Raw genomic sequence first — 24,300 nt, forward strand, 5'->3', positions numbered from 1 at the left:
CGTTCACCCAAATTCAACATCTACGTTAACACCCCCAACTGAACATACAAGACGACCTGGATCTGGTCGTGGTCCGCGATGATGTCGTCGATTTTCTGGCTCATCTGCGTCAGGAGCGTCCGGTCGTTCGAGACGAGGGCGACGCCGACCGTGCCGCGCTGCCAGAGGTCGTTATGATCGACTTCCGAGATCGAGGCGTTGAACTTCGCGCGGACGCGATCGATGACGCATCGCAGCACCTGCCGCTTTTCCTTGAGGCTGTGAACCTCCGGAAAATGCAGTTCGAACGTGCCGACCGCCACGATCATCGCCATGTCTCTCGCGCTCCGTTCCGTTTCCCGCTGAAAACGCCGCGAACCCCGGCGGAGTTCGCGGCGGCTACATTATATCGACCGCTGTATTTCTTTGAGTCTGAAGAACTCGAAGACGTCCTTTTCCTTCAGGTCGTTGTAGTTCGCGATGCCGATGCCGCACTCATAGCCCTGCATGACCTCGCGGATGTCGTCCTTGAAGCGCTTGAGCGAGCACAGCTTGCCCTCGTAGATCTCAACGCCGTCGCGGATGATGCGGACCTGGGCGTCGCGGGCGACTTTTCCGTCGAGAACGTACGAGCCGGCGATCGTCCCGGCGCCGGTGATCTTGAACACCTTGCGCACCTCGGCGCGGCCGACGATTTCCTCCTGATATTCGGGCTCATACATGCCCTTCAGGGCCATCTTCACGGCATCGATCGCGTCGTAGATGATGCGGAACACCTTGATGTCGACGCCTTCGCGCTGGGCGATCTCGTCGACCCCGTGGGCGGGCCTGACGTGGAAGCCGATGATGATGGCGTTACTGGCCGCCGCGAGCATGATGTCGGACTCGGTGATGGCACCGACGCCGGTGTGGATGGCGTTCACCTTCACCTCGGCCGTCGTGAGACGCTCGAGCGAATCCTTGAGGGCGCCGGCGGAACCCTGTACGTCGGCCTTGATGATGATGTTCAGGTCTTTCACCTTGCCGTCCGTAACGTGCTTGAAGATGTCGATCAGTTTGAGGCGGTTCTCGCGGGTGAGCCGATCCTCGCGCTCTCGCTTTTGCCGCAGCACGCCGACGTAGCGGGCGAATTTGGCGTTCTCGACGACCATCAGGGTGTCGCCGACCTTCGGCACATCGTTGAGACCAATCAGGGCAACCGGGGTCGAGGGGGTGGCGTCCTTCACGCGCTGGCCGGAATCGTTGATGAGGGCCTTCACGCGGCCGAAGCTGGTTCCGCAGATGATGTTGTCGCCCATCTGGACGGTGCCGTTCTGGACGAGGACGGTCGCGATCGGGCCCATGCCCTTGTCGAGCTTGGCCTCGATGATCGTGCCCTTGCCCTGCCGGTTGGGATTCGCCTTGAGTTCCATCATTTCGGCCTGGAGGAGGATCATTTCGAGAAGCTCGTTGATGCCGTCGCCGCGCTTGGCGGAAACGGGAACCATGATCGTCTTGCCGCCCCAGTCTTCCGCGACGAGGTTGTACGGCATGAGCATCTGCTTCACTTTTTCCGGGTTCGCCTCGGGCTTGTCGATCTTGTTGATCGCCACGATGATCGGCACGTTCGCGGCCTGGGCGTGATGGATCGCTTCGATCGTCTGGGGCTGGACGCCGTCGTCGGCGGCGACGACCAGAATCGCGATGTCGGTGACCTGTGCGCCCTGGGCGCGCATGGCGGTGAACGCCTCGTGGCCGGGGGTGTCGAGGAAGCAGATCGTGCCGTTCGGGGTTTTCACCTGGTAGGCGCCGATATGCTGCGTGATGCCGCCGACTTCTCCCTCGGCGACCCGCGCGTGGCGGATCTTGTCGAGCAGAGACGTCTTGCCGTGGTCGACGTGGCCCATGATCGTGACGACCGGTGGCCGCAGGTGAAGCTCGGAAGCCTCGTCGGGCTCTTCCTCGAACTCGATGACGTCCTCGCTGAACGAAATATCCTTGCCGAACTCGCGGCCGATGATCTGCACCTGGTCAGGTTCGAGACGCTGATTCAAACTTGCGAACACTCCGATCGACATGAGTTTCTTGATGATGTCGACGCCCTCGATATGCAGGTATTTCGCCAGGTCACTGACGGTGACGTCCTGCGGAACGACGACGCGCGGAATCTGCTCCGATTCCGATATCTCCGCGCCCATCTGGAGCTGGGTCTCTGTTTCGAGTTCGGCCAGCTTTTCGACATCGCGCATTTCGGCAAGAAGCTTTTTCGGGACGTGCGGCCCCTTCATCAGCTTCTTGATCTTGTCCTTCTTTTTCTTCAGCTTCTGGGGCGGGGCTTCTTTTTTGACCGGCGTGGTCTTGATGATCGTGATCTGCTGATTGACCTCGACCTCTTCAACCTCGTCGATGCGCGGCGGCTTGGGGCCGAGCTTCTTCTTGTCCTCGCGAAGCAGGGCGACCGCTTGGGCCGGAGTGGGGCGTTGGACCGAAGGCGGCTGCGGAGCCGGGGCCTGCGGGCGCTGGGGCTCGGGAGCCTTCTGAATGGGGGCGGGGGGCTGGGTCGGCCGCTGCTGCTGTGTCTGGGGCTGGGCGGGGCGGGCCTGCTGAACGGGCGGCTGGGCCGGTTTTGCCGGCTGCGCCGCTGGCTGCTGGGCAGCGGGGGCTTTGCCTGCCTGCTGGGCCGGGGCCTTGGCCGGCGCCTGTGGCTGGGAGACCGGAGCTTTGCCCTTTTCGAAATGCTTCTTCAGCGCGTCCATCATCTCGTCGGAAACGGATGTGAACGGATGCTCCTTCACCTGGAAGCCCAGTTTACCGAGGAGAGTGGCCAGATCCTTGTTTGAAAGATTGTATTGCTTGCTGAGTTCGTGTAATCGCATGTATGTCCTTTCCCTCCCCGTGCGCTCAACCGGCGCTCGGCGACTCGTCGCCGGTTTCCGGAGCGGCTGGAGCCTCGGTCTTGATATCGATTTTGATTCCGGTGAGTTTGGAAGCCAGTTTCACGTTCTGCCCCTCCTTGCCGATGGCAAGGGAGAGCTGCGTCGGGTCGACCAGGGCGAGGGCCGAGCGGCCTCCGTCTCCGATCGTCACCGACATCACCTTCGCGGGGCTGAGCGCATTCGTGACGAACTCGACGGGGTTTTCACTATATCTGACGATATCGATCTTTTCCCCGTTCAGCTCGTCGACGATGCCCTTGATCCGGCTTCCCTTGAGACCGACGCAGGCGCCGACGGGGTCGACGCGCGGATCGCTGCTGTGCACGGCGATTTTGACCCGCAGACCCGCTTCCCGCGAGCTGCTCTTGATCTGGACGATGCCGTCGCTGATCTCGGGAACCGCTTGCTCGAACAGCTTCTCGACGAACTTCGAGCTGCTCCTCGACAGGATGATCTGCGGCCCCTTCACGGTGAACCGCACCTCGGTCACATAGCACTTGATACGGTCGTTTGCGCGGAACACCTCGCCGGGAATCTGTTGCTGAGGGGGCATGACCGCTTCGGCGCGGGCGAACTCGACGTACACGTGGCCGCGGTCGACGCGCTGCACCTTGCCGGAAAGGACCTGCCCGACGCGGTCCTGGAACTCCTTGTAGATGATGCTGCGTTCGGCTTCCTTGAGCTTCTGGCTGACGACCTGGCGGGCCGTCTGCGCGGCGATGCGGCCGAACGAGGGCGGCGTGACGTCCTCCTCGACGACGTCGCCGACGGCGGCGTCTTCCTTCAGTTCCTGCGCCTCTTCTATCGTGAACTGCTTGTCGGGGTCGTCCATGTCGTCCTCGGTTGCGACGACGGTGCGGCGGGCGATGACGCGGAAGGCGCCGGTGCTCTCCTCAAGCGTGACCCGCACGTCCTCCTCGGAGTCGAAATTCTTGCGATAGGCGATGACCAGAGCCTCTTCAATGGCCTGGATCAGAACCGACATCGGGAGGTTCTTCTCGGCGACGACTTCTTTCAGGGCATCGTACAGGTTGTTCTTGTTCACGGAGGCCTCCCTTGTCATCCTCGTTTGGTCTTGGCTGGGAATTCGAACACGACGCGGGCTTCGCGCACGCGACTGAGAGGAACTTCCCGAGTTCCGGTTTCGGTAAGAACGACGGCCTTGTCGTCCGCGAAGGCCTGGAGACGTCCGTCGAACACTTCCTTCGGCGCGTCGCCCTCGGGGCGGAGGTGCCATCGCACGAGCCGGCCGAGTTGCCGCGTGTAATCGACAGGCCGTTTCAACAGACGCTCGACGCCTGGCGAACTGACTTCGAGCGTATACTGATGGTGGATCAGGTCAGCCTCTTCCAGATACTCCTCGAGCGCCCGGGAAACGATTTCGCAGTCCTCGACCTTCACCCCGGCCTCGCAGTCGATCCTGACCTCGAGCGTCAGTTGCCGGTTGACGTGCTTGAGCGACAGGTCATACAGGTCGTAACGGCCGGCAAACCTCTGCTCGATGAACGAGCGGACGTTCGCGAGGACCATTCCCGTGTCTTGACTCATGCAAGGCTCTCCCGGACAAACATTCAACGGCAATTCGCATGGATCTGCGCTTCCAGCGCCTGACGATCGCGCGAATTGCCTGTTGGGCCGTCAGTCTAGCATGATCACCCGAGTAAATCAAGGCGCCGTTTCCCCGGGCAGGCGCCGCACGTGTTCAGGCCGATGCCGCAAAAAAAGATAGGCCGGGGCGGCCGCCGGACATTATCTGCCGGTCTGGCCAGCGGAGGAAAGCGGAACGAATCTGCCCCCGGTCACTTTCGCGAAGATGACGGGCCTGCCGTCGTCGTTGTACTCGTTGAAACTGATCGGTCCGGTGACGCCCGGGAAATCGCGCGTGGCCGCCAGGGCGTCGCGGATGCCGACCTTGCTCGTGCCGCCCCGTTCGATTGCGCGCGCCATCATGTACACGGCATCGTAGGCGTGCGCGGCGAATGAGTCAGGGCGCTTCCCGTAGATCTTCTGAAAATCGGCGATGAATTTCTGCGTGACCGGGTCCGTCCGGGTGTCGTCGAAGGGATAGGTGACGATCGTCCCCTCCGCCGCCTCGCCGGCGAGGTCGATGAATTTCTGCGAAACCATCCCGTCTGCGCCGTAGATGGCTCCCCGGTATCCCGATGCGCGGAGGGCTTTGACGAGCGCCGCCCCTTCGGAATACAACCCCCAGATAATCACGGCCTCGGGCTTTTCAATGGCCGTCATCTCCATGAGGTTCGAAAAATCAGACTGGCCGGGCTCGAAAAACTGCTTGAAGATCAGCGGCGAACCGCGGGTCTCGGCGATGTGCGCGATCGTCTTGCCGCCCATCTTGCCATACCGGTTCTTCTGCTGGAAAAGACCCACGCGTTTGTGTCCGCTTTTCCCGAAGACCAGGTCGGCGATGGCCGCGCCCTGGGCCCGGTCGTCGGCCAGACAGCGGAACATCCAGGGGCTGCCGATCATCTGCACCGTCGGATCGGTGCTGACGGTCGTCAACTGGGCGGTCTCCGCCTTCAGGGTGATGCGAGCCGCGACATGGGTGCAACCGGAATGTACCGATCCGATGATGGCGAGCACCTTGTCGTCGAACAGCAGCTTCACGGTCTGGTGGCCGTTTTCCCCCATGTCGTTCCGGTCGTCCCGGTAGATCAGTTCGAGCGGCGTCCCCTTGATGCCGCCCCGGGCGTTGATCTCGTCGCGGGCCATGTCGGCCCCTTCCTTCATCGCAATTCCGTATTCCGCACCGCCGCCCGAGAGTGAAGCGAGGATGCCGATCCGCAACGTCTTCGGGTTCTGCTCTTGCTCGTTGAAGGAACGGGCGGGACCGTTATACTCGAATGGCGCCGTCCACTGGTGGTAGGCTTTCACCTGCTGGGCGGAAGCGGGCCCGGCGATGGCGAGGCAGCCGGCGGCGGACAACCCGCAGGCCAGAGAAAAGACGATGCGGCGAGGAATAATATTGTATAACATATAATACCTTTCGCTTTCAGCCGGTCACATGGACAGCGTCATCGTGTAAAGCCCCGATGCCGTGCCGACCCACAACGTATTCCCGACGAAATCGACGGACCACACGAAATCCCCGGCAGGAGCATCGGGCGTCGTTTCCGTTCTCCAGACGCCGTTCTCGAAGGTGACGAGCTCGCCGCCCGAACCTCGCGTATTCCGGCGGAAGGTGACCCATTTCCCCCGGGCGAAATCATGGATGCAAAGTCCTTTATCGGTCCCGATCGCGCAAAGCCGGCCGTCAGGGGACATCGTGACGGTGTTGATGAAATCGCTCGGCAGGCCCGAGTCGGGATCCTTGACCGTCCATGTGTTCCAGTTTTTGCCGTCATACCGGGTCAGGCCGAAATAGGCGCCGGAATAGACCACGTTGCCGACGGCCGAAATCGCGACCTGGATCTCGTGCAGGGGGCCGTCGTTTCGAACGACATCCACGTCGAAAATTTCGTCAGGGTCGGAATACGAATGGATCGTTCCGTCCTCCTTGATCAGCATCATCCCGCTTCCCCAGATGGCGAACCAGGTGTCTCCGCGGCCGGTCGGCTCCGACGAGACGCCGTAAATCCAGACCTCGTGCATCGGCGTGTTTTTGTCGTCGAAGGTTTTCCAGCTTCCATCGGCCGGGTTGAATCTCGAGATGCCGTTGGTCGTTGCAATCCAGACATACGGCAGGGTGACGGACAAACCATAGACGACGTTATTCACCAACCCGGAATTGTCGGCGGTGAACCTGTCGAATCTTCCGTTCGAAAGGCGGGCTACGCCGCCGAACGTGCCGAACCAGATCGAACCGTCGGTCGGGTGCCGTGCGATCGACGTCACGACGTTGTGCGGGAGACCGTCGGCCGTCGTGTACACGGTCCAGGTGCTCCCGTCGAAATGTGCGGCGCCCTCTTCGGTGCCGATCCAGACGTCCGTTGGCGAGGCGGCTTTGACGGCGTAGACGACCCTGTGAGGAATGGTGTCTCGCTTCACTGCGGCTGATGCGCTTGCGGAGACGAGGACCAACAGGGCAAGAACGACGGGAACAAACGATTTGCTGAAGGGATGAATCATGAGCGATGGCTCCGTGTGATCAGGTGGAGACGCGGCTTCTCCATACTTTACGTGATATTCCGATTCTTTGTCCAGTTTCGAGCAAAACGTGGTATGATCGGCAACGATCCACGGATGTGGACGATCATTCCTCGTCGGAAGAGCGCCCGGCAGGGGCTTGCGCCCGGAGGCGCGTGCATGGAGGATTTGCGTGTCACCTGAAAATAACGGCCGGCGCCGTCTGCTTGGCGAGATTGTCGCGGGTATCTTCGGCATTGTCCTGGGTCTGACCGGATGCGGAGACGCTCCATCGGGGCCGTCCGCAGCCATCGTGGAAGAGAAGCCCCGGACAGGTGGGACCTACCGGCGCGCATTTTCATCGCCCATCATGAAGCTCGACCCGGCCGAAGTGAACGATTCGTATTCCCACGAAGTCGCCCGCCAGGTGTTCGACGGCCTGCTCGAGTTCGACGAGGACGGCCGCCCCGTGCCCGCTCTGGCCGCGTCCTGGACCATCAGCGCGGACCGACTCACCTACCGGCTCACCCTTCGGGCCGATGCCAGGTTCCAGGCGAAGACCGGGCCCGACGACGTCCAGACCCTGAACGGCGGGCGGTCCGTGACGGCGGAAGACGTCTCATACACGCTTCATCGCCTTCTCGCTCCTGGTCACCCCAACCGGAAAGGCAAAAACTATCTGGTGATCAGGGGCGCTGCGGCGTATAACGCCAGCCAGGCCGCATCGATCGAGGGAATCAGGGTTGTCTCATCCGATACGATCGAACTTACCCTCGACAAACCGTTCACCCCGTTTCTTTCGCTGCTGGCCCTGAACTTCGCGTTCATCGTGCCTCGCGAAGATGCCGAGGCGCTCGGCGAGAATTTCGGCTGGAACCCAGTCGGCGCCGGCCCGTTCTCCTGGGGCGGAAGGGCGAGCGATACCCTCGTTCTCAAGGCGAATCCCGGGTATTACCGGGGACGGCCGTATCTCGACCGGATCGAGTTCCCGGTTATAGCTGATGAAATAGAACGGTTCCGCCGGTTCAAGAGCGGAGAACTGATGCACAACGACGTCCCCGATCCGGAATACAAGAACGTCCTCCAGGATCCCCTCTGGGCAAGGCAGTTCCAGGAGGTCAGCCGGTGGGGCATCTACTATCTCGGCTTCGATGTGAAGACCCCCCCCTTCGACAATGTGAAGGTCCGGCAGGCGATGAACTACGCGATCGATCGGGAGGCCATCGTGAAGCTCGTGATCAACGACCGGGCCCGCATCGCCCGGGGGGCTCTCCCGCCGGGAATCATGGGCTACAACCCGAAGCTGCGCGGTTACTCCTACGATCTCGCCAAGGCCAGGACGCTTCTCGCCGAGGCTGGCTACCCCGGAGGGAAGGGATTCCCCGAGATCACGCTCGAAGTGAACCGCGACGAGATCCATATCCGCACGGCCGAGTTCGTGCTCGCGAACCTGCGCGATATCGGCATCTCGTGCCGAATGAAGGTCGTCGATTTTCCGGAACTGCTGGCGGATGTCCAGAACGGCCGGACGCCTTTTTTCCGCATGGGATTCACCGTCGATTATCCCGATCCGGACAACTTCCTGTACAGCCTGTTCCATTCGGGAAACATCGGTCCGGCCGGCAACTACAGCCGATATGCGAACCCCCGCGTCGACGAACTGCTCGACCGGGCGCGGTTCGAGATCGACGCGAAGGAACGGGTCGCCCTGTACCGTGATGCGGAACAGCTCATCGTCGATGATGCGCCGCTCGTGTTCGTGTTCCATTACACGACGCACGGCATCTGGCAACCATACGTGCATGGCATGAAGGTCACGCCCATGGGGACGCCGTATATCGCATACCGCCAGTTATGGCTGTCCAGCCCGACCGCGCGGCTTCCCGGAAAGTGATTGCGGTTACTTGAACAGCACGGGCAGCAGGTAGAAGGCCAGGACGTAGATCGCCACGACCAGCACGGTCAGCAGGTTGAAATACTTCTCGATGAACTCCTTCACCGGCGGACCGAACTTCATTAGCAGGCCTGAGACGAGGAAGAATCTCGCGCCGCGCCCGAACGCCGAGGCGACGATGAAGGGGAGCAGCGAGATGTGCGAGACGCCAGCGGTGATCGTGATGACCTTGTACGGAATGGGCGTGAACGCGGCGGTGAAAACGATGAGCACCGAATACTGCTCGTAAGATCTGCATACCTGTTCGAATATTTCCGGCGTGAAGCCCGGCACGTATTTGAAGAAATACCCGCCGACGGCCGCCCAGAAACCGTATCCGATGAGATACCCGAACATCGCCCCGATGACCGAGCCGGCCGTGCAGACCGTGGCGTACCAGAGGCCCTTCGACGGTTGGGCCAGCGTCATCGCGATCAACAGAACGTCCGGCGGAATAGGGAAAAAGCTGGACTCGGCGAAGGCGATCGCAAACAGCGCCCAGATCGCGCCGGGGCGGGCCGCCAGCGCGAGGGTCCAGTCGTACAGCCGGCGGATGTATTTCATGTAAAATAGTATCCTTGATTCATGGGAAGGCGGGCGGTTCGTGCGGCAACACCGTGCCGGGTCAGTTCGGTTTGAACCGGCGGTATCGGGCGCGGCGGTTCTCGAGTGCGGCGGAGCCGAGTTTGCGCAGTCGCATTGCCTCGTATTCCTCGTAGTTGCCCTCGAACCACTCGACGTGGGACTCGCCTTCGAACACCATCAGGTGAGTGCAGATGCGGTTGAGGAAAAAGCGGTCGTGACTGATGACGAGGATGCAGCCGCTGAAATCCGAGATCGCGTCTTCGAGCAGGCGCAGGGTGTTGACGTCGAGATCGTTCGTCGGTTCGTCGAGGAGGATCACATTGCCGCCTGATTTCAGGATCTTTGCGAGGTGAACGCGGTTGCGCTCGCCGCCCGAGAGGTCCTTGACGAATTTCTGCTGGTCGCTGCCGCGGAACCCGAATCTGCCGCAGTAGGCGCGGGCAGGGATCTTGAGCTTTCCGAACGCGATGTCGGCCTGGCCTTCGCTGATCTCGTCGAACACGGTGTTTTCGCCGTTCAGCGAGTCGCGATGCTGGTCGACCCAGACCATCTTCACGGTGGGGCCGATATCGATCGTTCCGGAGTCCGGCTTCTCGACGCCGGTCAGCATGCGGAACAGCGTGGTCTTGCCGGTGCCGTTCGGCCCGACGATGCCCACGATGCCGCCCTTGGGCAGTTTGAACGAAAGATCTTTGATGAGAGGCTGGTTCTCGAAGCCCTTGCAGAGGGCGGAAACCTCGATGACCTTGTCGCCGAGAGGAACGGCGGGCGCGATCTGGATCACGTTCGATTCCGGCTGGCTCGCGGCAGATTCCCGCACGACGAGCTGCTCATACTGCATGATGCGCTCGCGGGAGAGTTCGTGACGGTCGGAACTGCTCATCTTGATCCACTTCAGTTCGCGATCGAGCGAACGCCGGCGGACCGACTCCTTCTTCTCCTGCTGGGCCAGGATCTCGAGTTTCTGCTGGAGCCAGGATGTGTAGTTCCCCTCGAAGGGGATGCCGTGGCCGTCTTCGAGCTCGAGTATCCATTTCGTTATATTATCGAGAAAATACCGGTCGTGCGTCGAGATGATGACGGTGCCGGGATAGTTCTTGAGATGGTTCTCGAGCCAGTCGATCGTCTCGGCGTCGAGATGGTTCGTGGGCTCGTCGAGCAGCAGCAGGTCGGGTTGTTCGAGAAGCACGCGGCAGAGCGAGACGCGGCGCCGCTCGCCGCCCGACAGTTTGTCGACGATCATGTCGTCGGGGGGCAGGACGAGGGCGTTCGCCGCGATGTTCAGCCGGGTGTCGATCTCCCACCCGCCGCAGGCGTCGATCTTCTCCTGGAGCTGGCCCATGCGCTCCATCGCCTTGTCCATCGCATCGGGGTCCATCTCGCCCATGCTCGTCGAGAGGTCTTCGTATTCCTTCAGCAGCTTCATCGTGTCGGCGAAGGCCAGTTCGAGATTCTCGCGAACCGTCTTTCCCCACGCCAGCTGGGGCTCCTGCTGGACGAAACCGACCCGCATGCCCTTGGTGATTTCCGCGTGGCCCTGGAACTCCTTGTCGAGGCCGGCCATGATCCGCAGCACGGTCGATTTGCCGGCGCCGTTGTGACCGACGATGCCGATCTTCGCTCCGGGGAAGAAGCACAGGTTGATGTCCTTGAGGACCTGCCTCTGGCCGTAAAACTTGTTGAGGCGATACATCGTGAAAATATACTGCTCAGCCATGCGTGACTCCGATGAACTGCGGAAATTTCGCCGGCATCAGATGCCGGGCCGCCGCATGATACCGTATTTGCCCCTCCGGCACAACAACGACTCATCCGCAGATGGCGCAGAGAAAGCAGATGACGCAGAGCGAAAAGAGAAAAAGCCCCCGGGGCGCGGGAGGCGCCTCGGGGGCTGTCGCTGCTTACTTGCCGCGGCCGGCGGCCTTTTCCTTCTCTTTCTGCTCGGGCTTTTCGGCCTGGGACTCGGCGGGCTTGAGCATGCCGAGCTTTTCCTTGACCTTCATCACAATCTCGCCGAACACGTCGGGGTTCTTCACGAGGAAGTCCTTCGCGTTCTCGCGGCCCTGGCCGATGCGGGTGTCGCCGAAGGAATACCAGGCGCCGGTCTTGCTGACGATCTTCATCTCTTCGGCCATGTCGATGATCTCGCCCTCGCGTGAGAGGCCCTTGCCGAACATGATGTCGAAATGGGCCTTGCGGAAGGGCGGAGCGACCTTGTTCTTGACGACCTTGACCTCGGTGGTGTAGCCGACCGCCTGGTCGCCGTCCTTGAGCTGTTCCTTGCGCCGGATGTCGAGGCGGACGGAGGAGAAGAACTTGAGGGCGCGGCCGCCGGGCGTCGTCTCGGGATTGCCGAACATGACGCCGATCTTCTCGCGGAGCTGGTTGATGAAGATGCAGACGCAGCCGGAGCGGGAGACGACGGGGGTCAGCTTGCGCATCGCCTGAGACATCAGGCGGGCCTGCATGCCGACGGTCGCATCGCCCATCTCGCCGTCGAGTTCCGCCTTGGTCGTGAGGGCCGCGACCGAGTCGACGACGAGCACGTCGACGGCGTTGCTGCGGACGAGCATCTCGGCGATCTCGAGGGCTTCCTCGCCGCTGTTGGGCTGGGAGATCAGCAGGTTGTCGATATCGACGCCGAGCAGGCGCGAATAGGCCGGGTCGAGCGCGTGTTCGACGTCGACGAACGCCGCCTGGCCGCCCATCTTCTGCACCTCGGCCACGACGTGGAGCGCGATCGTCGTCTTGCCCGAGGATTCGGGCCCGAAGATCTCGATGATGCGGCCGCGGGGAAGCCCGCCGACGCCGAGAGCGTAATCAAGCGACAGCGAGCCGGTGGGCACGGACTCGATCGCGGCGGTGCGCGACTCGCCGAGGCGCATCACGGATCCCTTTCCGAACTGCTTCTCGATGGCCTGAATGGCCGTGTCGAGAGATTTCTGTTTTTCGCCGGTGCGTTCCATCGAGCGGTTATTCATCATTCGCGGGTCAGACATGTATCGTTCCTCCTGTGGAAATTTGCCGTTGAGCATAGCATAATTGGAACGACGATTGGAAGAGATGCAGGGCCTCGTTCCGCGTGTTCCTCACATACATCCGCCGACCCGCCGGGTTGGGGAAAATAAATCTGGAGAAAAAGTTCATGATTGCGATTCCGTGGCCTTCCGATGCCGATCTGCGAATCCTCGGTCTCATGAGCGGCACGTCGGGCGACGGGATCGACGGCGCACTCGTGACCTTCTCGACGGACGGCGGTTTCAGACTCGAATGGCATGAGGCCGAACCGTTCCCTCCCGCCGTTCGAAACCGTCTCCAGAGGCTGATGCGTGAAGGCACGCCCGACGACGTCGCGCTGGCGGCGACCTGGGTGGCGGAACTCTACGCCCGGGCCGTCGATGCTTTCCGCGGCCGGCATCCGGAAAGCCGCATCGATGCGCTCGCCGCTCACGGCCAGACCCTGGCGCACGTTCCCGCCCCCCGTGACTGGGACGGGATTCCCGTCCGCGGCACCCTCCAGGCCCTCAATGCCCAGCTCCTGGCCGAAAGAGCCCGTCTGCCCGTCGTCTACGACTTCCGAAGTCGCGATCTCGCCGCCGGCGGCCAGGGGGCGCCCCTCGTGCCGCTCGGAGACCTGCGGTTCTTCGGGCATCTCGCCGTCGACGAAACGATCGTCGTTCTCAACGTCGGCGGCATCGCGAATGTCACGGTCATCCGTCCCGGGCCGGCCGGGCCGCATGTTTCGGCCGCGTTCGACACCGGCCCCGGCAACATGCTCATGGACGCCCTTGCGCGTGAGCTGAGCGGCGGAGCCGAAACCTACGACAGGGATGGCCACATCGCCGTAACCGGCCGCTCCGACCAGGCCGTTGTCTCCGACCTGCTGTCGGACCCGTATTTTCACGTCGCGCCCCCCAAATCGACCGGGCGGGACAGGTTTGGCGAAGACCGGCTTCATGCGATTCTGGCCGGAACGCAGGGCACCGTTTCCGGGCCGGATATGATGTCCTCCCTGCTCGACGTGACGGTTGTCTCGATCGCCGAAGCCGTTCGAATCCACGTGAATCCGGGCGGAAAAGCCCGGCGGGTCGTCATCGCGGGTGGCGGCGCCCTGAACGGGGAGCTGTGCCGCAGGCTTGCGTTGCTGCTTCCCGAAGGCTGCCTCCTCGAACGTTCTGACGCTCACGGCGTGCCGGTTTCGGCGCGCGAGGCCATGGGCTTTGCGGCTCTCGGAGAGGCATTCCTGCGCGGCCGTCCAGGAAATATACCGGCTGCTACAGGCGCCACGGGGCCGATGACGCTCGGAGCGATCGTTCCCGCCTAATCCGAGATCTCCAGGTCAAGGACGCGGGCCGTGATCGATTTCGTGCTGCGCATGAAGCGGTTCGGCGGCGGTTCGATGGCGAACATCTTCTCGACCCCGGGCAGAAGCGTGTCGTTGTCGAGAATGAGCGTTTCGAACGAGCGGTCGCCCTCCTTGCCCGACAGCATGATCTCCACCACGACGCGCCGAATGGCGAAATCTGAGATGTTCTTGCAGTAGAGGTTCACCTGGTTCAACGCGAGATGCGGGTCGACCTCGATCTTCAGGACCTGCGTCAGCGTGCGCTCGAAAATCTCGTTCCAGACGGCGAGTTGTTTCGGCTGCTGGCGCGCCCAGGCGATGTTGCTCCGGTAAAACTGGATCAGTTCGTTGTAATACCCGCGTTTTTCCATAGCTAAAGCTATAGGAATGAGCCACCCGCGGTTCATCGTCGCGTAATACCGGTTCAGGCTCGTCTCGATCGCTTCGTTCAGGCCGCTTTCGCCGGCGTTCGCGCGGGCGATCGTCTGGGTGATGGAGGCCCAGCCGTTACCCTGGCTTTCGGTCTGGGGAACGTATGCCGCCGGTGGCTTGAGTTTCATCGCCAGATCGACCCACTCGCGGAGCGTCACCGCCTCGACTTCGTCGACGACAGAAAACTCGTAGTAGCCGTCCCCGTCCGTCCGGTAGATGCGGCCGACGTAGCCGCTTCCGCCTGAGGTCGGGAAAATATACGCCCGGTGGTTCGTGTCCCAGGTGGTTTCGAACACCTTGCTGCCGATGCCTTCGCTTGCGAAAAAGTGCGCCTTGCACAACATGCGCACAGGATGATACGTCGCGTTCAGAATCGTATCGAGAAATTCGAGCGGCTCCGAGGGCATGAACCACTGGATCACACCGGAATCCTGCAGGGAAAGCATCGGCTGGCGTTTTCTCGCGGCGATCGAGATGGTTCGGGAAATGCGTCGCGCGTTGATGCGGAACACCGCGACATCCGGCATTACCCGGACGGGCGTGTAGGTCTTCGGAATATGGAACGTGAAGCCGTGAATGACGACCTTCATCGTTGCCGGAACGTCGCCTGTCGCCACGAGAGAGACGTGCTCCGGCAGGGAGAGGATCAGTTCCTCGGAAAGGTTCATCTTTTTGACGATGTGACTTTTCACGAGGTAGGGGATGAGGATGAACAGGCAGAACGGGACGAACGCGACTGCCGCCGAGACGAGGATTTTCGTGACAGGAGAGATTTTCTTCTCCTCCACCTTCCATTCGCGTTGCTTTTTTGCCATTCTGTCGGGCTCCGCCTTACTGGGCGTCAGGGGTTTCGGGGGCGCCCTCGAGTTCTTGGATTCGTTCGAGGGCGGTCTCGGCGAGGGTCGACTCACGGAACTCCCTGCGGAGGCGCTTGAACACCTCGATGGCCTCGTCGATCCGGCCGAGGCCGATCAGAACTTCCCCGCGCTGGAACAGGAGATGGTCGCCGAGCCTGGCCTTCAGGTCGTCGGGGCATTTGTCGATCAGGGAAAGAGCCTCGCTCCACCGATCCGCTTGAATGGCTCTCACGATGTCCATGTAGATGGAAAGGGCTGCGGGGCTGTCTATATGCCTCGATATGAAGGCTGACTCGCGGCCGGCTTTTTCAGAAAGGTCCGAGGCGGAACATTCAACGGTCACGCGGCGGTACAATTCGAGCGCCGTCTTGAAGTCCTTCAACCCGGCCCGGCATTCGGCGGCGGCGACGAGCGCTTCTGCCTTCGCTTCGGGCGGGAGACGCATCGGCATGCCGCTCATGCCGAGGACGGCTTCGTAATCCTTGAGCGCGTCGAGATACCGCCCGCGCTGGGCGGCAAGACCGCCGCGGTTCATGATCTGGTTGAAATGCGTAGCCTCGGTCAGGCTTTCTCCGCATTTGACCAAATGGTTCCCCTGTAGCCGGTAAACTTCGAGTTGGAACAGGTCGGGCGGGCCGAAATCATGGATCGTGACGGGGATTTTCACGCACAGTTCGGGGCCGTTCTTTCCCTGGACCACGCTGATGTCACGGCCGATGACGGGATTGTCTTCACCTTCGCCCGGCGGGAAGATGCGGCGAATGTCCGGCGAGCCGCCGTAGATGAAGGGCATCAGATCATCCCCTGCATGGTGACGGGCGATGGCGATCACTTCCGGGAAGCCGTCGTTGTCGAGGTCGGCCTTCAGCAATGAGGCGAACTCGAGCCCCTCGAACGTCGAAAGCACGTGCAGATGGCCGCCCTGCTTTTCGATCAGCAGTTGGGCAGCGTCTGCGTCCGCGTCGAGCGACGAAGGCCTGGCCACGACGGCGCCGACCCCTTCGAGTTCGAGACGAAGAGAGCGGTTCCGGCCATCGTTTTCCGTCGTCGGGGCCGCAAGGAGCGTCGATGCGAGAGCGACGGCGAGAGCGAGACCCGGGAAAAGCGATCGAACGAGTGGGCGCCTGTTCATGGCTTGGCGGGGGTGTCGCCGCCCTGACGTGCGCGCAGATCGAAGGCGGAAAGGCTGGCCCTGAGACGATCCAGGGCCTCCGCAACGACGATCTGAAGCGGCGCCTCCCTGCTGCAGCCGGACGCGGCGAGGTGGCCGCCACCGCCCATGGCGACGGCGATCTCCTTCACGTCGAAGCCGCCGCGCGACCTGAACTCACAATACGTCTTCCCGTCGAATCCTTCAAAGACGCCGACGCCGGCGATCACGCCCTGGACCGACGTCAGATGGCCCCAGAGACCGCAGCTGGCCACGTTGTTGAACGCCGCGCCGCACTCCTCGATGTCGCGCCGCGAAAGAACGATGCAGGCCAGCCGGCCATCGGCCTCGAGACGCAGATTCTGAAGCCCTTTTCCGAGAAGTTTCAGCTCGGGAAGAGTCTTCGAACCGTTCAGCCGCGACAGGATCGGCGCGGTGTCGAGGCCGGTCTCGAGAAGTTGTGCCGCAACGGAATGCGCCGACGACTTCAGCCCTTCGTTCTGGAAGGAACGCGTGTCGGTGATGAGACCCAGATACAGCCCCGTCGCGACGTCGGCGTCGAGCGGCAGACCGGCCTGGCGGATCAGCCGCACGATCATCTCGCAGGTCGAGCTGGCGGTGGTGTCGACGAAGTTCACGTCGCCGAATATGGTGTTGCTCGCATGATGATCGATGTTGACAAGGACCGCGCCAGTGTCGTCAAGGTCGGCCTCGAAGCCCGTTCTTGCCAGATCGCCGGCGTCGAGCACGAAGATCACCTCGTGGTCGATCTCGATCTCGCCGGGCTTGCCGATGTGGTCCTCGTCGAGAACGAAGGCGAACCGCTCGGGGGCCGGGTCGGCCAGGGCGACCTGGACGCTCTTGCCGGCTTTGCGCAACGATTTGGCCAGTCCGGATACCGAGCCGATGGCGTCCCCGTCGGGACGCACGTGCGATATGAGGAGGAACCGGTTTGCGCCGTTGATCGTCGAGACGACGTCGGAAATCTGCTCGGAGAAATCAGTCTGGATTGTGTCGGAGAATGCCATCGATATTCTTGCTCATCTCTTTCAGATACGTCGCGGGGTCGCCCATTTCGAGGGTCGCCCGCTCGAGAACGTCGGCCATCAGGTCGCGAACCTCGAACCAGCAGCTCAGCCGCGGCTCGAAGGCGATATACTCGAGTTCCTCGTAGGGGGCCCGGAGGTTCGGATCCTTTGCCAGCGCCTCCGTGAGAATCGGGGCCTGGAGCGAGGACTTCCGGACGGGGACGTAGGTCGTCCTGACGCTCCACTCCGCTCCGATGTCGGTGGAGGTGAACCACTTGATGAACTCCCAGGCGCCCTTGATCTTGTCGGGGTCACCGTTGTCGAAGATATTGATGTTGCTGCCCGAGAGGATAACGGCTCGGGATGCCTCGCCGGGAAGGGGCGCGATGCCGTAGTTGAACTTGATCCCCGATTCCATGTGGACCTTGCTGACGATGCTGTTCTCGATCATCGCGATCCGCTGGGCCTTGAAATCGTTCTGGTGGTCGAATCCCTGGGCCTCGACGGCGATCCCTTCCTTCAGCATCTCCTGGATGAACGCCACCGCCTTGACGGCCGGTTCCTCGTGAAAGTGCGACGTGCCGCCCTTCTCGTCGATCAGGCGACCGCCGAACTGCATGACGCGGCACAGGAACATCCAGACGTTCGCCCTGCCCGTCGCGAAGCCCATGATCGTCGGCCTGCCGCCGTTTTCCGGCGTGAAGTGGCGGGTGATGAGGCGCGCATAGGAGGCGAGTTCGGTCAGCGTCGTGGGCGGTTTCTCAGGGTCGAGACCGACCTGGCGGAAAATATCCTTGTTGTAATATAACACCGGCACGCTCTTGTTGAACGGGAACGACCAGAGCTTTCCGTCGAACGTGTTGTTGTCGAGGAGCACGGGGATGATGTCGGCCTTGATGTCCTCCGCTTCGGACGCGAGCAGGTCGTCGAGACAGACGATCTTCTTGTGTTTGATGAACTTCTTCGTCAGGGTTTCGTAGTTCTGGGCGATGTCCGGCGCGCTCTTCGCGACGAGAGAGGCGAGCAGTTTCTTCGCGAGCGTGTCGTAGCTGCCCATCGGGATGCCCTTGATGTAGTAGGTCGGCTGGCTCTTGTTGAACCGGTCGATCAGGTCGTCCATCACCTTGCCGAGGGGGCCGCCCATGGCGTGCCAGAAGACGACTTCCACCCGCCCCTTCGCGTCGCCGCCGACGCCCGAAAGCGACTGGGCTTCGCGCGCCCGGCCGTCTTTGACGATCAGGCCGACGACGATGAACCAGAAGATGAGAACGCCGATCAGAAAGTTGCGCATGTGATCCGCCTCCTCATTCCTTCATGCCGGACATGGCCTGGGACTCGACGAACTGCCGCTGGGCCAAAAAATACATGACCACGAGCGGGACGATCGTGAACGTCGAAGCCGCCATCAGCGGGCCCCACCGGGTGCCGGCCTCGCTCGCGAAGTAGCTCAGCCCGACCTGGATGACGCGCAGACTCGTGTCATTCGTCACGATCAGGGGCCAGACGAAGCTGTTCCAGGTGCCGAGGAACGAGAAGATGCCGAGCGTCACCATCGGCGGCTTGCTCAGCGGCAGACAGATCTTGAAGTAGAACTGGAGCCGCGTGCAGCCGTCCAGCATGGCCGCCTCGAACAGGTCCTTCGGCAGCTGCATGAAAAACTGGCGCAGGAAGAAAACCGAATACGCCGAGGCGAGCCACGGCACGATCAGCGCCAGATATGTGTTCACCCAATGTAATTTTGACAATATAATATAATCAGGAATAAGAAGCGCCTGCTGCGGCAACATCATGGTGCCGAGCATCAGCAGGAACAGCTGGTCCTTGAACGGGAACTTGAAGAAGGCGAACGCGTAGGCGGCCAGCGATGCGAATACCAGCGACCCGGCCGTGATCGTGATGGCCGTCAGGAACGTGTTGAGGAAATACCGGTAGAACGGTTGCGCCGCCCACGCTTCCTTGTAGTTGTCGAGCAGTTCGAACGGCTTCTGGACCTTCTTCCCGCCGGCCGTCCCGGATGCCGGCTCGGCGAGCGAGGCGGCGTACAGCTCTTTCTGCCGCTGATGCTCGGCGATGCGCTTTTTGTCTTCCTCGCCGTTCAGGAACGAGGGGCGCATCTGGTCGGGCAGCAGGACGATCGTCTTCCCGGTTTTCAGGATCTCGTCCTCGCTCTTGAACGAGGTCATGATCATCCAGACGAACGGGAAGATCATGAAGATCGAGCCGACGATGAGCAGGGCGTGGATCAGGATATGCGACGGATTCTTGATGAGGGGCTTCTTGACGTTCGTGCTCATACGCCGGTCCTCAGGAGTAATGGACTTTCTTCTCAACATACAGCTTGTTGAAAAGGGTCATGCTGAAGATCATGATGAAAAGCACGAACGCGATCGCGAGCGCGTAGCCGAACTCGAACTTTTCAAACGCCTTCTGGTACAGGTAGTAGACGATGACCATCGTGCTCTTGAGCGGTCCGCCGCGCGGGGTCATCATGTAGATCTGCGAGAACACCTGGAAACTGCCGATCGTCGACATCACGAACACGAAGAACGTCGTCGGCGACAACAGCGGGAAGGTGATGTGCCGGAACTGCTGCAGCCAGTTCGCGCCGTCGATGCGCGCCGCCTCGTAGAGGTGCTTCGGAATGTTCTGCAGCCCGGCGAGGAAGATCACGACGTTGTAGCCGAGACCCTTCCAGACGCTCATCAGGATGATGCAGGGCATTGCCCAGAACGGGTCCTGCAGCCACAGCTGCGGCGGCAGGTTCACCAGCGCCAGCAGTTTGTTCAGCAGGCCGTAGTCCGGGTGGTAGATGAAGTTCCAGACGATCGAGACCGCGTTCAGCGACGTGATGACGGGCAGAAAGTAGATCGTGCGGTAGATCCCGATGCCCGAGATCGGGTTGTTGAGCAGGAGAGCGATGCTCATCGAACAGGCGATCGACAGGGGAACGCTGACGATAGCATAGTAAAAGGTATTGACCAGCGACTTGTAGAACATCGGATCGTCGAACAGGCGGGCGAAGTTGTCGAGCCCGACCCATTCGGCTTCGCCGATCAGGTCCCAGCGGTAGAAGCTGATCGCCAGCGAGTAGAAAATCGGCAGGACGTGGAAACAGAGCAGGATGCCGAAGACGGGCACCAGGTAGCAGTAAGCTCCCCAGTCGATCTTTTTCTTGTTGAGCATGGAATGGCCGTCGACGAATCAGCGGCGGCGACCCCGCACCGGCGCGCGACCGCGCGTGGCGCCGGCTTTGACGGGAGACAACTGCTTCATCAGGTTGTCGTACATCAGGGGCGTCTCGTGTGTGAACGGCGCCGGGCCGGGCTTCGAGGCGTTGATGTCGCTGTCGGGATACTGGTAGTCCGTGAAGTTGGAACAGCCGATCACCGTCAGGATGCCGTTCGCAAGCTGCTCCTGTGCCATGATCGCGATCGGGGTGTCCTTTGGATAGATCACCGCGTCGTTCTTCTTGTCGCCGTCCTTGTTGATGGTGTCGTCATCGCCGGTGATCAGGATGTCAACGCCTGCTTCGGCCGTCAGCGGCTTGCCGTCGCGGGTGAGCAGCGAGCAGGTGCCCCAGGTGATGACCGTCTTCACGCCGGCCATGACGGGAGAATCGCTCTTGAGCACGTGAGCGAGAACGCCCCACGGCTTGTTGGTCTTGTTCGTGTTGTCCCAGACCTGGTCGTCATTGTACCGAATGGCCGAACCGAGCTTGCCGAGCAGGTTGTTGAGGGTGTCGCGCCCGTCGAGGTCGGAGGAATCCCAATCGCAGGACATAACCAGCCGACCGCCGGCCATGAACCACTCGACGATCGCGTTCATTTCTGGATCCATGATCGGGAGGGAGGTGTTCGGAATCATCACGATGGCGAACCGGTTCAGCATCTCGGGGGTGATGAGGTTCAGCGTGTAATACACCTTGAAGCCGTTCTTCGCCATGTGGCGCTCGAACGTCTCCATCTTGTCGGAAGCGGCGTTCCCGTGCGCGGCGTCGACGAGGATGTTGATCGCGCGATCGGAAACCGCGGCCTCGTTCCAGAACTTCACTTCGCGGGACGGAATGCGCTTCGTCGGATTCCGGCCGGTGACCCACATCATGGCGTTGTAGGCCAGCTGGGGGTGGGAATACATGAACGAGTCGTAGCTGTCGTGAAGCTTCTTCACCCCGCCGGCGCGGCGCGCAGAAGGTTCGGCGACCGGCGTCGAGGTGCCGTCGTCGAAGGGCGAACTGTCGCCAAGAGCGATCACGCGGCCTTTTCCCGCTTCGGCGGCGACGACGTAGGGGGCTTTCTTGTAGCGACTGTCGATCAGGCCGATCGCCTTCGCATCGTCCTTCGGGGTCAGCGTGAAGGTCGAGGCGGCCCAGGCGCCGACGCCGCGGACGCCGAACATCGCCGGGTGTTCCTTGTTCATCGCTCCGCTGACCGGGGCTTCATACAGGTAGTTGCCGGTGAAGGTGAAGCCGAACTCGCCGCAGAAGGTGTTCAGAGCTTTGACGGCGTCCCAACCGTCGTTGTCGCGGTCGGCGTTGCCGTGATCGCCGATCAGGAAGGCGCCGCCGCCGTTCCTGACGAACTCGACGATCGCGGTCTGCTCGGCCTGCTCGTAGGGATTGTTCGGCTCGGCGAGAATGACGGCGTCGTATCCGGCGAGCAGGTCAGGTGTGAACCGGCGGTTCGACGATACCTTACTGAGGGAGTCGATGCTGAAGCCGTTCTCCTTGAGCATGTCGCACATCTCGGAGTAGGCGCCTGTGACGATCCAGTCCGCGTTGCCGGCCGTCTGGCCGTGGGTGTCGTCGTACAGCACCTTGATGTCAGCGGCCGAGACGGGCAGCCAGACGCACAGAATCGCCGCGACGGCGAGGACGAACGTCAGAGATTTCTTCATATCAATTCCCCCTGTATGAGAGTAATGCGTTTCAAGGAGTATACGAAATACCCATGAAATGGGCAAGTGATGAGTGCTGCTACCCCGAAAACCGGCGCGGCCGGCTATTCTTCCGGGAGGGGGGGCAGATCCGTCGCGGCTCCGGGCGGCGGTGTCGAGGTGGCCGTGGTCGCCGAACCGGACGCGAGGTCGTCGGTTGCTTTCGGCTCTTCCTCGTCATCATTCGAGGCGCGAGGCGGTTTCACCTCGCCGATGCCGGCGGCGGGCCCCTTCCAGAGACTCAGCGGCCCGCGGCTGTTTGAGAGAAAATACAGGGTCTGCAGGTCTCGCGACAACTCGAATCGCCGGAGATTGTACGACTCGAGAAGATTGACGAGCGACGTGATGTCCGGCTTCGAAAGCGGCATGAAATACATCTCGTTTCGCTCAGGGAAGGGATACGGCATCTGCCGAAGGCAGAATGTGGTGGATCGGTTGGACATCGCCGTCGGCAGGGCAAGCCCGAGGAACCATCGCGTTTTGAAGCGATCCATGAAGAGCTGGTTGCCCTGTGCCATCCCGGCATCGTAGAGAAGACGGAATTTCGAGTCCATCGTCTTGAAGGCGTAGCAATACTCCATCGCCAGATCGACGGCGCCGATCTCCGAACCGCCGCCTCCGTTCTTCGCGCCTGGTTCGGGGGTGAGGCGCGCGGCGAACGTCTGCGAGAGATCCCAGAGGGGGCTCGATGTGCGCTGCATCCGGAGGTGTCCCTCGAGAAAGAGCACCCGGTCGCGCGTCCAGAACGAGACGAGCTTGATGGTATCGCTCGAAACATGCCGCTGCTCGGGCAGCTCGATCGCCTTGCCGAACTCGTTCAGGTTGTACCGGCGCAGCGTGGAACCCCTGAAGTCGCGGTCGTCGAACTCCTTCTTGTCGCGCGACTGGCCGTCGACCTCGACGAGGGCGAACGCGCGCGCGTCAGGCGACCAGACGATCTCGGACAACTGGCTCGAAACCGTGACGATCTTCGGCGCAATCAGCCTGGCGCCGAGATCGATGAGGCTGATGTCGTGATCCGTGACGAAGAACAGCCGCTTCCCGTCGGGAGACCAGATGGGGTAAGCGAACTGGTAATTCCCGTCGATCTGGGTCTGGTTCGAAACGAGTTCGTCGAACCGCCCGTTCGATGCGTCATAGACAAAGAGCACCCGGTCGAGCGTGTCCCTGTTCAGCACGATGCCGGCGAGTTGCTGGCCGGCGGGAGACCATGCCATGTCGAGAAGCTGGGCCTGGATGTCGGGAAACAGCGGAAGCGGCTTGGCGTCCTTGCTTCGCAGATGGAGCAGGTGCGGGCTTCCGTTTTCGGTGTAGGCAAGCCATTTCCCGTCCACAGAGCATCGCAGGAAGCCGAACGGCCAGCGGCCGTGTTCCAGCAGGATCGAACCGGTCGCGGGGTCTGACAGGCGGACGATATGGTTCGTCGTTTCATCCGGGCGCAGGGTCAGAATCCCCTCCGTGCCGGTCAGTTCGAAGTCGACGTCGGGATAGATTTCCCGGAGCCCGTCGGACAGGCAGGTAAAGCCGTGCCGCGTTTCCACCGTGTTGTCGCGTCTGGGCAGATGATCGCGCATCTGCATCACGGATTTCACGTCGTCGATCAGGCGTGATGACGTTGTTCCGCGAAGTTTCTTGAGCGCCGCGTTCACCTGAAGAAGAATCGAGTTGAGCCCGAGATCGTTCAGCGTAATGCGATTGGGCCCGGGATTCGTCGCCATGTTGTTCGCCGAAGAATACTCGAGCGTCAGCTGGGTGTCGGAGGCGATGTGGCCCATGCGAATGAGCGCGGCGAGATAGTGATCGAGAAGGTTCGTGACGAAGTTGAGGCGGGAGACGTCGCGATTCAGCGGACCGCCGTCGCCCTGCCGGAGAGGTGGCTGGAAATGAATCTTGACGCGGTCTCCCGTGAACGCGATGCTGCCCTCGCTTGGCCCGGGAGCCGCGGATGCGGGAACGGGAGCCGCGAACACGAGGCAGGAAACGGCGATGAGGACGAAGGCAATGGCGCGCTGCATGGATACGCTCCCGGGAATGGTCTGTCTCGCCCCGGCGATGCCGGGA

19 protein-coding genes are annotated in these 24,300 nt (G+C 61.7%); 2 read left to right on the top strand and 17 right to left on the bottom strand.

All coding sequences use genetic code 11. The features are described 5' to 3' along the window. Positions 1-20: 20 nt before the first annotated feature. The 6 genes from PLU72_06425 to PLU72_06450 all read right to left on the bottom strand — a co-directional run bounded on the left by PLU72_06425 (position 21) and on the right by PLU72_06450 (position 6,980). Positions 21-314: a DUF503 domain-containing protein gene (locus PLU72_06425; GenBank protein HOT27805.1), complete on the bottom strand. Its 294-nt coding sequence runs from the start codon at positions 312-314 to the stop codon at positions 21-23. A 69-nt stretch (positions 315-383) separates the two neighbouring features. Continuing rightward, entirely contained in the window at positions 384-2,834 is a 2,451-nt protein-coding gene (gene infB / locus PLU72_06430; protein HOT27806.1) for a translation initiation factor IF-2, read from the bottom strand. Between the two features lie 25 nt (positions 2,835-2,859). Further along, positions 2,860-3,939 carry a transcription termination factor NusA gene (gene nusA / locus PLU72_06435; GenBank protein HOT27807.1) on the bottom strand — a complete coding sequence of 360 codons (1,080 nt, stop codon included), beginning with the start codon at positions 3,937-3,939 and terminating at the stop codon, positions 2,860-2,862. Positions 3,940-3,953: 14 nt separating this feature from the next. Next, a complete protein-coding gene (gene rimP / locus PLU72_06440) occupies positions 3,954-4,442 on the bottom strand; it encodes a ribosome maturation factor RimP (protein ID HOT27808.1) in 489 nt (162 codons plus the stop codon). Between the two features lie 201 nt (positions 4,443-4,643). Beyond that, positions 4,644-5,888, bottom strand: a complete 1,245-nt coding sequence (locus PLU72_06445; GenBank protein ID HOT27809.1) for an ABC transporter substrate-binding protein — start codon at positions 5,886-5,888, stop codon at positions 4,644-4,646. Between the two features lie 24 nt (positions 5,889-5,912). Next, complete coding sequence (locus PLU72_06450; protein HOT27810.1) at positions 5,913-6,980, bottom strand: hypothetical protein; 1,068 nt, start codon at positions 6,978-6,980, stop codon at positions 5,913-5,915. Positions 6,981-7,170: 190 nt separating this feature from the next. Between PLU72_06450 and PLU72_06455 the strand changes: the two genes are divergently transcribed. After that, the gene (locus PLU72_06455; GenBank protein ID HOT27811.1) at positions 7,171-8,871 is read left to right on the top strand and encodes an ABC transporter substrate-binding protein; all 1,701 of its coding nucleotides are present in this window, start codon (positions 7,171-7,173) and stop codon (positions 8,869-8,871) included. A 6-nt stretch (positions 8,872-8,877) separates the two neighbouring features. On the opposite strand, the gene PLU72_06460 is transcribed toward PLU72_06455, so the two are convergent. The 3 genes from PLU72_06460 to recA form a co-directional block, all read right to left on the bottom strand. Next, entirely contained in the window at positions 8,878-9,474 is a 597-nt protein-coding gene (locus tag PLU72_06460) for a YqaA family protein (protein ID HOT27812.1), read from the bottom strand. A gap of 61 nt (positions 9,475-9,535) precedes the next feature. Next, positions 9,536-11,212, bottom strand: a complete 1,677-nt coding sequence (gene ettA / locus PLU72_06465) for an energy-dependent translational throttle protein EttA (GenBank protein ID HOT27813.1) — start codon at positions 11,210-11,212, stop codon at positions 9,536-9,538. Between the two features lie 184 nt (positions 11,213-11,396). Further along, positions 11,397-12,494: a recombinase RecA gene (recA, locus tag PLU72_06470; protein HOT27814.1), complete on the bottom strand. Its 1,098-nt coding sequence runs from the start codon at positions 12,492-12,494 to the stop codon at positions 11,397-11,399. A gap of 146 nt (positions 12,495-12,640) precedes the next feature. On the opposite strand from recA, the gene PLU72_06475 reads away from it, so the two are divergent. Then, positions 12,641-13,819 (top strand): anhydro-N-acetylmuramic acid kinase, encoded by a 1,179-nt coding sequence (locus tag PLU72_06475; protein HOT27815.1) that lies wholly within the window; start codon positions 12,641-12,643, stop codon positions 13,817-13,819. Here the strand turns inward: PLU72_06475 and PLU72_06480 are convergent. The 8 genes from PLU72_06480 to PLU72_06515 all read right to left on the bottom strand — a co-directional run bounded on the left by PLU72_06480 (position 13,816) and on the right by PLU72_06515 (position 24,254). After that, positions 13,816-15,087: a hypothetical protein gene (locus tag PLU72_06480; protein HOT27816.1), complete on the bottom strand. Its 1,272-nt coding sequence runs from the start codon at positions 15,085-15,087 to the stop codon at positions 13,816-13,818. The genes PLU72_06475 and PLU72_06480 overlap by 4 nt on opposite strands. A 16-nt stretch (positions 15,088-15,103) precedes the next feature. Further along, positions 15,104-16,261, bottom strand: a complete 1,158-nt coding sequence (locus tag PLU72_06485; protein ID HOT27817.1) for a tetratricopeptide repeat protein — start codon at positions 16,259-16,261, stop codon at positions 15,104-15,106. Beyond that, on the bottom strand, positions 16,258-17,307 hold the full coding sequence (locus PLU72_06490; protein HOT27818.1) for a bifunctional oligoribonuclease/PAP phosphatase NrnA: 1,050 nt from the start codon (positions 17,305-17,307) through the stop codon (positions 16,258-16,260). Before PLU72_06490 ends, PLU72_06485 begins: the two co-directional genes overlap by 4 nt. After that, positions 17,279-18,598, bottom strand: a complete 1,320-nt coding sequence (locus PLU72_06495) for an ABC transporter substrate-binding protein (GenBank protein HOT27819.1) — start codon at positions 18,596-18,598, stop codon at positions 17,279-17,281. The genes PLU72_06490 and PLU72_06495 overlap by 29 nt, the downstream gene beginning before the upstream one ends. A 13-nt stretch (positions 18,599-18,611) precedes the next feature. Next, positions 18,612-19,601 (bottom strand): carbohydrate ABC transporter permease, encoded by a 990-nt coding sequence (locus tag PLU72_06500; protein ID HOT27820.1) that lies wholly within the window; start codon positions 19,599-19,601, stop codon positions 18,612-18,614. Positions 19,602-19,611: 10 nt separating this feature from the next. Continuing rightward, complete coding sequence (locus tag PLU72_06505) at positions 19,612-20,490, bottom strand: sugar ABC transporter permease (GenBank protein ID HOT27821.1); 879 nt, start codon at positions 20,488-20,490, stop codon at positions 19,612-19,614. Between the two features lie 18 nt (positions 20,491-20,508). Beyond that, a complete protein-coding gene (locus tag PLU72_06510; GenBank protein HOT27822.1) occupies positions 20,509-22,200 on the bottom strand; it encodes a hypothetical protein in 1,692 nt (563 codons plus the stop codon). Between the two features lie 104 nt (positions 22,201-22,304). Beyond that, on the bottom strand, positions 22,305-24,254 hold the full coding sequence (locus PLU72_06515) for a WD40 repeat domain-containing protein (protein ID HOT27823.1): 1,950 nt from the start codon (positions 24,252-24,254) through the stop codon (positions 22,305-22,307). Positions 24,255-24,300: the final 46 nt, after the last annotated feature.

This window comes from Candidatus Ozemobacteraceae bacterium (assembly GCA_035373905.1).
Classification (GTDB): Bacteria; Muiribacteriota; Ozemobacteria; order Ozemobacterales; family Ozemobacteraceae; genus MWAR01.